At 59.9% G+C, this 13,702-nt stretch carries 9 protein-coding genes and 2 pseudogenes; 9 read left to right on the top strand and 2 right to left on the bottom strand.

Annotated elements, in window-relative coordinates:
* Positions 1 to 14: 14 nt before the first annotated feature.
* From DFP85_RS00390 to DFP85_RS00420, 7 genes and pseudogenes are all read left to right on the top strand, one after another.
* Positions 15 to 848 (top strand): annotated as a pseudogene (locus DFP85_RS00390) (nucleotide sugar dehydrogenase); the annotation flags it as partial.
* Positions 840 to 1,562 (top strand): annotated as a pseudogene (locus DFP85_RS00395) (IS3 family transposase); the annotation flags it as partial. The pseudogenes DFP85_RS00390 and DFP85_RS00395, both read left to right, overlap by 9 nt.
* Before the next feature lie 33 nt (positions 1,563 to 1,595).
* On the top strand, positions 1,596 to 1,790 hold the full coding sequence (locus DFP85_RS00400; RefSeq protein WP_133633845.1) for a transposase: 195 nt from the start codon (positions 1,596 to 1,598) through the stop codon (positions 1,788 to 1,790).
* A 24-nt stretch (positions 1,791 to 1,814) separates the two neighbouring features.
* On the top strand, positions 1,815 to 3,104 hold the full coding sequence (locus tag DFP85_RS00405) for an exopolysaccharide biosynthesis polyprenyl glycosylphosphotransferase (RefSeq protein WP_243737166.1): 1,290 nt from the start codon (positions 1,815 to 1,817) through the stop codon (positions 3,102 to 3,104).
* 308 nt (positions 3,105 to 3,412) lie between these two features.
* Positions 3,413 to 4,627, top strand: a complete 1,215-nt coding sequence (locus DFP85_RS00410; RefSeq protein ID WP_243737167.1) for an O-antigen ligase family protein — start codon at positions 3,413 to 3,415, stop codon at positions 4,625 to 4,627.
* Positions 4,627 to 5,784 (top strand): glycosyltransferase, encoded by a 1,158-nt coding sequence (locus DFP85_RS00415; RefSeq protein WP_166644558.1) that lies wholly within the window; start codon positions 4,627 to 4,629, stop codon positions 5,782 to 5,784. Before DFP85_RS00410 ends, DFP85_RS00415 begins: the two co-directional genes overlap by 1 nt.
* 62 nt (positions 5,785 to 5,846) lie before the next feature.
* Positions 5,847 to 6,668: a hypothetical protein gene (locus DFP85_RS00420; protein ID WP_243737168.1), complete on the top strand. Its 822-nt coding sequence runs from the start codon at positions 5,847 to 5,849 to the stop codon at positions 6,666 to 6,668.
* On the opposite strand, the gene DFP85_RS00425 is transcribed toward DFP85_RS00420, so the two are convergent.
* Complete coding sequence (locus DFP85_RS00425) at positions 6,641 to 7,360, bottom strand: lipopolysaccharide kinase InaA family protein (RefSeq protein WP_133633851.1); 720 nt, start codon at positions 7,358 to 7,360, stop codon at positions 6,641 to 6,643. The two genes, DFP85_RS00420 and DFP85_RS00425, sit on opposite strands and share 28 nt — an antisense overlap.
* Before the next feature lie 737 nt (positions 7,361 to 8,097).
* On the opposite strand from DFP85_RS00425, the gene DFP85_RS00435 reads away from it, so the two are divergent.
* Positions 8,098 to 9,441, top strand: a complete 1,344-nt coding sequence (locus DFP85_RS00435) for a UDP-glucose dehydrogenase family protein (RefSeq protein ID WP_133633853.1) — start codon at positions 8,098 to 8,100, stop codon at positions 9,439 to 9,441.
* Between the two features lie 149 nt (positions 9,442 to 9,590).
* On the opposite strand, the gene DFP85_RS00440 is transcribed toward DFP85_RS00435, so the two are convergent.
* A complete protein-coding gene (locus DFP85_RS00440) occupies positions 9,591 to 11,543 on the bottom strand; it encodes an acyltransferase family protein (RefSeq protein WP_133633855.1) in 1,953 nt (650 codons plus the stop codon).
* A gap of 1,076 nt (positions 11,544 to 12,619) precedes the next feature.
* Here DFP85_RS00440 and DFP85_RS00445 point away from each other — a divergent pair.
* Positions 12,620 to 13,702 carry a polysaccharide export protein gene (locus tag DFP85_RS00445; RefSeq protein WP_133633857.1) on the top strand — a complete coding sequence of 361 codons (1,083 nt, stop codon included), beginning with the start codon at positions 12,620 to 12,622 and terminating at the stop codon, positions 13,700 to 13,702.

Genomic DNA, 13,702 nt, shown 5'->3' on the forward strand with positions numbered 1-13,702 from the left:
ATTATTCAGGCTTGATGCCTTGGCCATTAACTGATTGCTGGAACTGTTTCGATGTTAAAATCGTCATTGCCGGCACCGGTTACGTCGGCCTCTCCAACGCGATGTTGCTCGCCCAGCACAACGAGGTGGTGGCTCTTGATATCGTGCCCGAGAAGGTCGCGATGTTGAACGAGGGGCGCACGCCGGTCGAGGATGCCGAGATCACCGACTTCTTGGCTCATTGCGAGCTGACTTTTACGCCTAACTTGGATCATGAAGCCGACTACCGCGATGCCGACTTCGTGGTGATCGCCCTCCCCCACGCCTATGAACCGAAGACTAACTATTTCGATACCTCCAGCCTCGAGGCGGTGATTCAGGATGTGATGGCCATCAACCCGGAGTAGGTGATGGTGATCAAGTCCACCGTGCCGGTGGGCTTTATTCAGGGGGCCTGCGAACGCATTGGTATCTGGAACTTGCTCTATTCTCCCGAGTTCCTGCGCGAGGGCAGGGGCGCTCCATGACAATTTCTACCCCCCCCTCGGATCATCGTTGGGGAGCGCTCCGAGCGGGCCGAGGTGTTTGCTGGGCAATTCAAGCAGGGGGCGGTGAAAGAAGATATTCCGGTGCTACTTACCAACAGCACCGAGGCTGAGGCGATCAAGCTCTTTGCTAATATCTACCTCGCCATACGGGTGGCCTACTTCAACGAACTGGACAGCTATGCCGAGACCCACGAGCTGGTCACCCGCCAGATTATCGAGAGGGTTGGGCTCGATCCTCGCATTGGTAGCAACTACAACAATCCGAGCTTCGGCTACGGCGGCTATTGTCTGCCCAAGGACACTAAGCAACTGCTGGCCAACAGCGGCTACCACCCCTGGCGCCAGCGTGGTGGTGAACCGACACCCTGCCGCCGCCGACAAGCGATCACCGATCAGTGTGTGGCTCAGGCTTTCGAACAAGGTAAGAGGCGCTAAGGCGCCCCTAGACTGACTCATGACCTGAACGATGCTGGCGTAGCCATCTGCCGCAATACCTTAGTGTCCAGCCTCCGTCGGGGGAACCTGCGGGCGAAAGGCGCTCGTAAGTTCAAGGCCTCTACGAATTCGCGGCATGGTCTGCCAGTCGCACCGAACCTGCTGGAGCAGGACTTCACCGCTACGGCACCGAACCAGAAATGTGTCAGTGACATCACCTACCTGGCGACCGGAGAAGGCTGGCTCTACCTAGCAGTGCTGATTGATCTGTACTCACGCAAGGTGATCGGCTGGGCGATGAGCGAGCGCATGACGGCCGATCTAGTCGGCAATGTGCTTCAAATGGCCCTGTGGAGCCGGAAGATACCGAAGGGCGTGATCGTCCACTCGGATCGCGGGAGCCAGCATTGCTCGACGTTGTTCCAATCGCTGCTGACGCGTCACGACCTCAAGTGCAGCATGAGCGCCAAGGGCAACTGCTACAACAATGCCTGCGCTGAGAGCTTCTTCCGCAGCTTCAAGGTCGAGGCCATATACGGCGAGCGATTCGAGACTCGTGAGGCGATACGATGGCAGGTGTTCGAGTACATTGAGTTGGACTAAAACCGGCAACGCCGGAACAGTGCAATCGAGATGATCAGCCCAGAGATGGCGGTCTCAATGACTAAGTATCGGCAGCGCAACATCGTCGGGCGCTGCATCGGCTGGATCAAGGAGCTGCGCCGTATCTGCACGCGCTACGATTATCTCGCCAGCAGTTTCCTGGTGATGGTATGCCTGGCCTGCATAGACCGTTGTTTGCGTGCAGACTTTTCAGACAAAACTTAGGCTGCTGATTTACTCAGAGGGACAATGAAAGACATGACGGAACGCATGCGGTACGAGCGCCGACACTCGCGTTGGTATGAGGCCTTCCTGCTGGGGCTGCCTTTCCAGTTGATCGCCGGAGCGCTGGTGGTGGTGGGCCTTCCGTCGCTGGAACGATGGGGATGGGAGTTCTGGCATTATTTGCCCGCCGTGCGCCTCAATACCATCGTTGCGTGCGGTCTGGCCTTCATGTCGGTGCTGTTCACCCTGCGGCGATTGAATCGGTTTCCCGGGGCTCAGGTGTCGGGGTATATCGTGCCGGCGGTGTCGGTAGCTTACCTCGTCGTGGTGGCTATCCTGTTCTTTACGCGCGAGGACTATACGCGCCAGGTGCTGGGTGGCAGCTACCTGATGAGCCTGGTCTGGTTCTATCTGGCCTTCTTCCTGGGGCGGCGCTATCGGCGGATGAAGCTTGCCGTCGTGCCGGTGGGTCGAATCGACAACTTGTTGACGGAGAAAGGGGTCGATTTGCGTTGCCTGAAAAAACCTGACCTGGACGGTGTTCGCTACGATGGCATCGTGGCAGATCTGCGCGCCGAGGACCTTTCCCCCGAGTGGGAGAAGTTTCTGGCTCGCTGTACCTTGAACCATATCCCCGTCTATCACGTTCGCCAGATCCAGGAGTCTCTCAGCGGGCGTGTCGAGGTCGAGCACCTGACCGAGAACGAATATGGCAGCCTGCTGCCGTCCTTCTTCTATCAGGGCTTCAAGCGTTGCGTTGACCTCGGGGCGGCACTGCTGTTGCTGCCGCTGATCGCACCGGTGATGCTGGCCATAGCCACAGCCATTCGGCTGGACAGCCCGGGGCCTGCGCTGTTCGTCCAGCCGCGCATGGGCTTTCGCGGCGTGCCGTTTCGCGTCTACAAGTTTCGCAGTATGTACATTGACCAGAAGGGGAGCGGCTTTACGGAAGGCGACGACGACCCGCGTATCACCCGGGTAGGGCGTTTCATTCGCAAGTGCCGGCTGGACGAACTGCCTCAGCTGTTCAATGTCATCAAGGGCGAAATGAGCTTCATCGGCCCGCGGCCGGAGTCTATGGAACTCTCCAAGTGGTATGAGCGTGACGTGCCCTTCTTCAGCTATCGCCACGTGGTGCGCCCGGGGATTTCCGGGTGGGCGCAGGTGGAGCAGGGCTATGCCGCCGAGGTTGACGGCATGACTACCAAGCTGCAGTACGATTTCTACTACATCAAGCACTTCTCGCTGTGGCTGGATGTGCTGATCGCCTTCAAGACGCTGAAGACTATCGTCACCGGAGACGGGGCGAGGTGAAGCCGGCTCGATCTTCGGCAAAGCCCGGCCTGGTGCCGGGCTTTGTTGTCTCTGGCGCACAATTTTGCAGCCTCTAATATCATCGGGGTGGTTGCGATTGCTCGGTAAGGCCGCCATCATTCCCGCCTTTGAATTCTTGACGAGTGATGCAGGCCGTGAAGCCCCCCCTTTCCCTTCTCGACCCCGGTGGATCAATCTCCTCCTGGCGATCTCCCCTTTGGCTGTGCTGGCTGGGCCTCTGTTGCACGATGCTCTATGCCGGACTGCGCCTGGCCGCTCCCGATATGGGCGAGCTAGCCGGTACGCTCATGGCCCTGACTGGCCTGTTCGCCGTGCTGCGCTGGGGCCGGGGTATCCGGAGTGGCGGGGCACTATGGTTGCTGCTGGCGGTCATCGTCATCCAGCTCGTCAGCTGGGTGGGGGGATACCTTCACCATCCCCAGTGGATGACGGACACCCCCCAGCTCGACCGGCTGGCCAAGTGGTTCCTGTTCATCGGCCTGGCCTGGTGGCTGGGTGGGAGTACTCGGGCCACGCTGCTGGCTTGGGGGCTGGCCTTGGTCGGCCTGATGGCGGTGGTCTGGCTAATCGACGGTAACCTGACCCACTGGCAACTCGGGCTGAACGGCAGGCGCGTGGACTTCGGCATCCGCAATGCCCAGCACACGGCCCTGTTCTTCGGTGCGGCGCTGATCGGTCTGATCTGCTTTGCCAGGCGTTGCCTGGCACCTGGCCGGATGGCCTGGCTGCGACGACTGGGATGGGGGTTCGCCGTGGGCTCCTGCCTGGTGGGGATCGGGATTACCCAGACCCGTGCAGTGTGGCTGGCCATGATGGTGGTGCTGATCGTGATGGCGGCCGTCATCGCCCTGCATGCCTATGCGGTGGGCCATAGGGGCCGCTGGGGCAAGCCAGCCCTGGTGGGCGTAGTGCTGTTGGTCATCGCTGTTGTCGCCTCGGGGTGGTGGTTTCAGGGCGCCGTGGAGAAGCGGCTGGAAGCTGAGCGCAGCGTGATCACCCAGGCCCTGGAAGACGACTGGAAGACCCTCTCCTACAGTAGCATCGGCAATCGCCTGCTTTCCTGGCGGGCCTCGGTCGAGTGGATCAAGGAGCGTCCGCTGATTGGCTGGGGCGAGGAGGGGCGCAGCCTGGTGACGACCGAGACCGATTGGCTCCCCAGGCAGACTCGCGAGAATTATGGCCACCTGCATAATATCTTCCTGGAGTTGCTGGTCAGCTACGGCCTGCTGGGGGTGATGGCGATCGGGGCCCTGGTGGGCTGGGTCGGCATTGGGACCTGGAAGGCCTGGCGGGGTGGCACGATGCCGGACGACATGGCGCTGTTCGGGCTGGCATTCTTCGTCTTCTATTTTATCGTTGGCCAGTTCGAGTCCTACAGCTTCTTCTGGACGGGCTCCTACCTGCAGAACCTGGTGTTGGGGGGGCTGGTGACGCATATCTGGCGCTGGCAGGTGGAGAGCGGTCAGCGCATCTTTCCTGCCATCTTCCGCAAGGAGGCGTGATGCGTACCCTGGTGGTGGTTCGTTCGCTGAAGATGGGGGGCATGGAGCGGGTGGCGGTGAACCTGGCCGATGCCTTCGCCCAGGCGGGGCACGAGAGCCACCTGCTGAGCTTTCGCCGAGTGGAAAAGGGCTTGGCGCCGGAGCACCCTGAGGTGCAGCAGCACCACCTGGCACTGCGCTGGTGGGCCCGAGTCACCGGCATTGGCCTGCTGCTGGAACTGCTGGTGCGGTTGTTCGTGAACCCGGTGGTGAAGCGCTCGCTTTTCCTGGGCAGCGGGATCATGGGCGGCGTGGTGTTTCGGGTCTGGCTCAAGGCCTTCGAGCGTCGCCATGGCCAGGTGGATCGTATCGTCTTTCGTGGGGTCGGCACCTTCGAGCTGGTATGGACCTTCCGCGACGACCGGGCGCGCTATGTGCTGGAGAATATCCTGCACGTGCGTGGCGTGACCTGGCAACGCAGGCTGTTTGCGCGTTGCCTCTACCACCGACGCCATCTGGTGACCGTCTCCCAGGGGGTGGCCGAGAGTGTGCAGGAGGCCATGCGTGCCTGGTACTTCTCGCCGGCCTCAGTCGATGTCATCCCCAATCCCTGCCCGATCGAGAGTATTCGCAGGCAGATGCGGGAGCCCGAGCCCGATCTGCCTGAGGGGCCCTATATCGTCAACGTTGCGCGCCTGGTCCCGGCCAAGGACCAGGCCCTGCTGCTGCACGCCTATGCCCGTTCCGGGGTGGCGCTTCCCCTGGTGCTGGTGGGCGATGGCCAGGAGCGTGGCCGGCTGGAGAGCCTGGCTAGGGAACTGGGCATCGCCGAGCGGGTGCGTTTCGCCGGCCAGCGTGCGAACCCCTATCCGTGGATGCATCATGCCCGGCTGTTCGTGTTGAGTTCTCGCTTCGAGGGCATGGGCATCGTGCTGTTCGAGGCGCTGGGATGTGCTACGCCGGTGCTCAGTGTGGACTGCCCGGGTGGCATCCGCGAGATCCTCAAGGGCGAGCTGGAAGCGAGCATCGTACCCCATGACGAGGCGAGCCTAGCCGAGGGAATCCGCACGGCCGTGAAAGGTGAGAAGCCGCCGATCGATGAGCGCTGGCTGGATGACTTCCGGCCCGAGACGGTGGCGAGCCGTTTCGTTACAGAGGGTGGTCAGGGCCAGTCATGAAGCGACCGTTGGCCATGCCTCCCGGTAGTGACCCGGCGTTCGCACCGCTGGCGGATCCCCGCATGTACTGGCCCGTGCAGCGTGCTCGCCTGCAATGGGCGGTGCGCGCAGCCTTCCAGTCGTATGTGGGAATCCCACTTGAGCGGTTGCTGTTCGGCGCCTGGGCACATGGCCTGCCTGGCGCCGCTCAGGTGGAAAGATTCGGCCTTCCGCGTCGGATCATCGAGCGGGAACTGGGGAGCGACCTCGTGGTGCGTGTGGATCCCCGCCAGTTGATTCGCAGCACCCACTGGTGGGGGGTGCCCAAGCATCGTCGACCCTCGCCCACGGTGTTCATCTGGGATGGTCGCTGGGACCTGCGGCGTGGCGATCTGCGTCTGGGGTCGCGCTACCGCTTCATCAGCGACCTGGACGAGCATCGCCATGACTTGACCGGTAGCGAGGCCTTCCATGCGTACAAGGCACGACTGGAGGCAGGCAGGCCCTGGCGTTCCCACCAGAAGGGCGTGCTGCTGGATAGCGAAGCGCGAATCCTCGCCTACCTGGGTGTGTACTTGAGCTTCATGGATGACATGGCCGTGCGTGGCTTCGATGCCTGGCGTGGCAAGGATGCCTTGGGCGTGGCCGTCACCCGGGAAGGGCGCCTGCTCAAGATCAACCGTGGTCTGCATCGCCTGGCCATGGCGCAGCGGATGGGGCTCGACTCCTTGCCGGTGATGGTCAAGGCCGTGCACCGTAAATGGTGGCAGGAGGTCACGGCGGGTACGACCGGTAGGGCGGCCCTGCAGCGGGTCACCGAGGCGTTGACGACCTGCAAGCCGGAAACCGCGCCGGGTGAGCTGGACCCGGCTGCAGGTCAGGAATCCGGAAGTGCATCCAGGTAGCTCCCTTTTAGTAATTCTTCAGCTCGCCGTCGGTACCCTTCGCCCCCGAGCTTGTTTGCCCTCAGAGTCTCCCTGAGCGCCGGCCATTGGTCGGCGTTTTTCGTTGGTAGCCGGCGCAGGTGTGCGTCGATCCAGACGATGTGGTCGTCTCGGTCGATCAGCAGGTTGTTGTAGTGCAGGTCGCGGTGGGTGTAACCGGTATGGGCGAGCTGGGCGACCTCGCCGCAGAAGCGAGCCAGGAACGCCAGTCGTCCTTCCTCGTTCAGATCTTCGAACACCTCGCCGCCGGGCCTGGCATCTTGCAGGTGTTCCATCAGGAGCAAGGAGGCGTTGCGGTTGCCGGGATTGAGCGAGATCCCCCAGCCGTGGCAGCGGGGTGTCTTCAAACCGGCCCGGCGAAGGATTTGCAGGCTAGTAAACTCCTTGCGTGCATCGGTCTGTGCCAGCCAGCGCTTCTCCAGGTAGTCGCGCAGCAGCCACTTCAGCGGCGCCTGCCGCCTCATGTATTTGTCGGGTACCACCTTGGCGAGGATCTGCCGGTCGGCCGACAGGAAGAAGCGGCTGCTGCCTAATGCCTCGAAAGCCTCGGTGGTGGTGGTGCTGGCCAGAGCCAGCCTGCCCGGCAGGCCGTCGGGATGGAAGACCAGGTAGCGTCGTCGGCGGTCGTTGAAGGGAATATCCAGCAGCTTCACGTCATGTCCTGATTATTCAGTTTTTCTTATCACGGTGCCTCAATCTGGGGCAGCACGCTTTCCTCGAGTAACTGCCGTTAGTGGCGTGTCTCGATCTCGAAGGGGCCTGGTCCATGCGAACGATCGCATTGGCCGGGCCTTTTTCGTTTTCAAGCGCCAGCCGATAGTCGGCGATGATGAAGGCATAGCGTTTTCGGGCCACCCACGCCTCCCGGGATAGTGAATGCGCTGAATGCTACCACAGCCGGTGAAGGGCGTGCGCAGCGCGTCTATCTGGCTGGCGAGTCGGGCCCTGATAGCCCCTTACCCCATATGCGCTCTACAATATTGGCCATGGCAGCCCGGTATCACTGAGGGCGCTCATCGGGGCGTGGGACTTGGCCATTGGTGCGATTTCCGGCTCATGCAGTCGGGACGTACCCCGCCCCCGGGGCGGATACCCAGGCCTTGTACAATGCCACGGGGTATCGGCCCCGTGTGGGTGTGGAGGAGGGTGTGAGGCGCTTCGTGGAGTGGTACCGCGGGTTCTATGGGGTGTGGGGCATACCTCTATCGCCGTGCAAGTCGAGTCGTCGAACTGACGGCTCCCACAATGCGTCTTTTTGGCCGGAATGCGGTTGTAGGAGCACTGCTTGCAGCGCGAAGGGGAGGCGGGCCATCGCCGTGCAAGCACAGCTCCCACAACGACCGCATCCACTGAACAGAACAGTTGAACAGGACAGATCGGGAGACAGGGAATGAAGATCACCATTTTCGGAACGGGCTACGTGGGGCTGGTGACCGGCACCTGCCTGGCCGACGTCGGCCATGACGTGCTGTGCATGGACGTGGACGCGGAAAAGATCGCGCGGCTGGAGGGCGGCGAGATTCCCATCTTCGAGCCGGGGCTCGAGACGATGGTCAAGACCAACGTGGAGGCGGGACGGCTGCGCTTCACCACCGACCCGGCGGCGGCGGTGGCCTTCGGTACGCTGCAGTTCATCGCCGTGGGCACGCCGCCCGACGAGGATGGCAGCGCCGATCTGAAGTACGTGCTGGCGGTGGCCGAGACCATTGGCCAGCACATGACGGGCTACACGGTCATCGTCGACAAGTCCACCGTGCCGGTGGGCACCGCCGACCGGGTGCGCGAGACAGTGGCCGGCGCGCTCCAGGCCCGCGGCGAGGCGATGGACTTCGATGTCTGCTCCAATCCGGAGTTCCTCAAGGAGGGCGCAGCCATCCAGGACTTCACCCAGGGGGCCCGGATCATCGTCGGCACCGAGTCCGAGCGGGTGAAGACGCTGATGCGCGAGTGCTATGCCCCCTACATTCGCTTGCACGACAAGCTGATGTTCATGGACGTGCGGGCGGCGGAGCTGACCAAGTATGCCGCCAACGCCATGCTGGCCACCAAGATCAGCTTCATGAACGAGATCGCCAACCTGGCCGAGCGGTTGGGGGCCGACGTGGAGCAGGTGCGTCGCGGGATCGGTTCGGACCCGCGCATCGGCTACCAGTTCATCTACCCGGGCTGCGGCTATGGCGGCTCCTGCTTCCCCAAGGACGTGCAGGCGCTGGCGCGCACCGCCGGCGACGTGGACTACCAGGCCGAGCTGCTGACCGCGGTGGAGGGCGTAAACCGGCGCCAGAAGCGGACCCTGTTCACCAAGCTGGCCCAGGCCCTCGGCGGGGAGCTTGCCGGCAGGACCGTCGCCCTGTGGGGTCTGGCCTTCAAGCCCAATACCGACGACATGCGTGACGCGCCCAGCCGCACCCTGATGGAGGCGCTGTGGGAGGCCGGTGCCAAGGTGCAGGCCTACGACCCCGAGGCGATGAAGGAGTGCCGCCGGCTCTATGGTGAGCGCGACGACCTGCTGCTGGCGGGGGATCGCATCCAGGCGGTGAAGGGCGCCGATGCCCTGGTGATCTGCACCGAGTGGAAGGAGTTCCGCACCCTGGATTTCGCCTGGCTGAAGCAGCAACTGGGCATGGGGGTGGTCGTCGATGGCCGCAACCTCTTCGAGCCGGACGCGGTCAGGGCCGCCGGGCTGCGCTACTTCGCCGTGGGGCGGGGCGATTCCCTCACCGCGCCGAGGTAACTCTGTGCCGATAACCCCGAGAGGGCGCGGATGTCGCTTTCGGGGTTTTCGTCTCTATTATGGTTGGCATACTCAATGAGGTACATGATGCTACCCGAGTTGGCAACTGGGCCAAGTACAGCAGGCTATTATCCCATCATTCCCTGAATCTAATTGAATACCTCGGAAAGAAGCGGTAGTAGCACATCTCCACCATGTTCGCTCAAGTGGTCATCATCATAGTAGATAGGTCGACCCGACACATCTCCCCAGCAACTCCCATTCGCACATAAATACGGTGTGGGGTCCAGAATCTCTACACCACATTTCTCGGCTGCCTCATCCTGTATTCTCCAGGCTAGATCATTTCTTGCATTGTACTCATCTCGTGTGATGCGCACTCGCTCCGTGACTTCATTAAGCAAGGCTGTAAAGGCCATGTGCTCCGGAACGTTGACTTTAAGCTCCGGAATCGGCCTCAGAATGAATACGTCCCTTGATTTTGAAAATTCACATGCCGTCTCAATAAATCCATGTGAAATTTCTTTAAAGAATAGCTCGCTTCTCCCGTTGTGCGGCTCCTCAAGATATATGCTTGGTTTGTCAACCTCATGAGCCCTGTAAGGCTCATTTGGTCCCAGAAGCACAGAAGAGAGTCGGTTTATAATGATCAAGGGAGCATCACTTCTCAATTCATGGCTCTTGTTTACAGCATATTCGACAAACTCTCCGCATGTTCCTCCACCATCATGGCTCTTGACACCCGAAATTGTTGCGCAACTGTTCATGGTCCAGTCAAGAACATGCTTGTCCGAATCGTTCATGGCACGCTCCACCGCTCTGATCAAGGCTGCAGCGTGGCTGTCACCGATAACAATAGCCCCGAGTTCTTCCCCGCCATACGTACATTCAGGGACAGAGCCGGATTCGCCGACATGGCATTCGGATCTCCGCGGGTTGATGTTTTTAACTTCTGACAGCAGCTCAGTAATCGATGGGCTGAACCTGTAATCAGCGCCATTGCTTAGATGCCCATGGACGCCCAGGCCGGCAAGCATGAACGAAGCGACCCCAGAAAAAACAAATACAGACTTCCTTTTGATGGCTATCTTGACTCCTCCTTTCCTGAACGGAGTCTCAATATACTTCCATGTAAAGTAAGCAAGTACGATTGAAGCCAAGGAAAGAAACCCCATCAAGGTCCATGAGGGGGCTGCCGTGAGGCTTCGGATTCGGGCAAAGGCCAGTAATGGCTGATGCCAGAGATAGGCGCTAAAACTAATAAGGCCAATGCCGACAAGCAAAGGGCGTGACAATAACCTTGCAATGGGGGTTGTGGCCTCGCCGTACAAGATGATCAAGGCGGTGCCCACGACGGGAACCAGGGTATACAAGGAAGGGAATGGTACGGTTTCATCATAGAAGACCACGGAATACAGGATTAAAGCGAAGCCCACACTAGAAAGAAGACTGCCTTTCCTCACCTCCCTCCCTTGCAAAGCGAAGGCACAAATCGCTCCCGCTCCCAACTCCCAGGCTCGAGAGGGCAGAAGGTAGAAGTTGGCATCAGGATGCTTTCGCCACCCATATTCAGACAGCAATAGACTGACAAGTGAAATTATCATAATGGTATAAAATGCCGGGTTTCGGCCAAACCGCCATAGCAGAAGGAGGATGATCGGAAAGAATATATAGAACTGCTCCTCTACTGCAAGGCTCCACGTATGAAGCATAGGCTTTTCTTCCGCTGCCGGGGAAAAATAATTAGACTCTTTCCAGAAAAGGATGTTGGAAGAGAAGAGGCTTAATGCCACAAGGGATTGCGAAAAGTCCTTGAACTGCGACGGAAGCATCCATATCCAGGCAAGAAAGAAGGTGCATATGCTGACAAAGGCCAAGGCCGGTAAGATACGACGTGCTCGCCGTTCATAGAATCTTGCAATGGAGAAGGTTCCATCTGATATCTCGCTGATGAGTATGGAGGTGATCAAGTACCCACTTATTACGAAGAATACATCCACCCCGACATACCCACCGGAAAACCAGGAGAACCCCGCATGATATAAAATGACGGGTAGAACAGCCACTGCCCGCAATCCATCAATTTCCTTTCTGTTTTTCATGTAACACCGTGGCGCTATAGAAAAATAATAAATGCCTATGTGCGATTTTCAGTATTAACCTATTTGTCAACAGAGAGACGCTCAATAGGCATAAACAAGATGAGCCTAGGCTTATTTTTTAATTTCCATGATGGCATCAAGTGCCAGGCACAGAATCCACAGTATTGACCACCTTGTTGCAAGGTAGCTTCCAGCACGATTCCTGTTGGGCGACACCTCGTAAAGTAAACTTTATTGTTATATAAAGCATCCAACTAGCAGCATGTAGCTCACTCATTGGCAACTAGCCGACTCACAGCAGGATGGCGGCGAAACTCATGATCGCGCTGGCTATGACGGTTGCTTAGCGCCATCCTTTGGCTGACGGGACAACACAGCCTTTCGGGAGCCGTCACCAAGGGCCAGCCGTTGTAGTGCCGTGGGTAGGGCTGTCGGTGCGTTCGTCCCGAGCCCTCGAGACTCCCAGCCGATAAACACGCATCCAGTTCATGGCTGGTTGCGTTGCCGCGGTGCTAAGTTGACTCACCTTCCTCGTCGCCAACACCCTCGCCTTCACCCCCTCCCAGTTGATAAGACCCCAGCCTTTCTTTTCCACCTTCACGGAAGAAGCGGACTTTTGCACAGGAAAGACGCTTGTCGTCGTTGAGTATGAGCCTGGTATAGACCCTCATCATCTTTATGCATGAGTCGCAGATGACATTGCTGTCATGCTTGATTTACTGATGCCCCTCCATCGCTTCCTGCATTTCCCGTACCCCCCTTATCAGTCTTGATGGTGCAAGAAAAACCCAATATGGCTGATCGGTAACTTTGTAAGCTTACGTTACCTATCCGGCAGTATCGTTTCGCTGCCCCGAGCCTGCGTGGCTGAGGCGGGCGCTGGACGATCTACCGGCACGTTGTGGCGCGTCATGTGGCTGCAAGGGGCATCGGGCGGTGCTAGTCGACACCCTCATGGCGGTAGCGTGTCCGAACATACGAGCGGGGATCTGACCATGATGCATGCAGTGCAAACGGATAGTGCGACTACCCAGGCAGAGAGTCCGCAAGCCTGGGCCTGGAAGGGCAAGGCCCGAATGTTAGTACTCCTGCTGGCCCTGGGGTTGCTTGGGGGCTGTGCCATGTCGCCAGGCGGGCATATCGACGAGGAAAAGATTGGCGAGTCCCTGGACCAGCGTGTCGATCTGGAGCCAATCACGCCGCAGCTGGTGGCCGCCATGTCGCCCCAGCAGGAGGCTGCGGCCCGCGGCATGCCCCAACAGCTGAGCGAGGAGCTGCGTGATTACCAGTACCGTGTGGGGCCGGGAGATGTGCTGAGCATCATTGTCTACGACCATCCAGAGCTGACGATCCCTGCTGGAGCCGAGCGGGAAGCCGAGGACACCGGTAACCGGGTTCAGCCGGATGGCACCATGTTTTATCCCTATGTGGGGCGCCTGCGGGTAGAGGGCAGGACCCTGGAGGATGTGCGCCGAATACTGACGAGTCGCCTGTCGAGTGTCATCACCGACCCGCAGATTGAGGTGAATGTCGCAGCCTACCGTTCCCAGAAGGTCTATGTAACCGGCGCCGTGGAAACGCCCGGGACCCTGCCGATCACCAGCGAGCCAATGACCATACTGGATGCCATCAGCCAGTCGGGGGGCGCGACACCGGAGGCAAATTGGCACGGTACGACGCTGGTCAGGGACGGCCAGAAACATCGCATCTCCCTGTATGACCTCTTGAGGCGCGGCAACCAGCGTGATAACCGGCTTCTGCGTGATGGCGACTTGTTGCATGTCCCCACGGCCGAGAACCAGAACGTGGTGGTGCTAGGCCAGGTCAATCGTCCTGGTGCCATTCCCTTGGGGAACGAGCGGATTAACCTGACCGATGCCCTGGCCAGGGCGGGGGGCGTCAACGAGAGCCGTGCCGAGCCTTCCGGGATCTTCGTGGTGCGCGGGCATGCGCCCGAGAGCGAGAAACTGGCCACCGTCTATCAGCTTGACATAAGCGATGCAACCCGACTGATGCTCGGGACGCGTTTCCCGCTGCAAGCCCAGGACGTCGTCTATGTCACGTCAGCGCCGCTGGCCCGCTGGAACAACGTGATCAGCCTCCTGCTGCCGTCCCTTACCCTTCCCGGTGATATCGGGTCGTCCGCGGGGAGCCTGTGA

It is taken from the genome of Halomonas ventosae (assembly GCF_004363555.1).
Lineage (GTDB): Bacteria > Pseudomonadota > Gammaproteobacteria > Pseudomonadales > Halomonadaceae > Halomonas > Halomonas ventosae.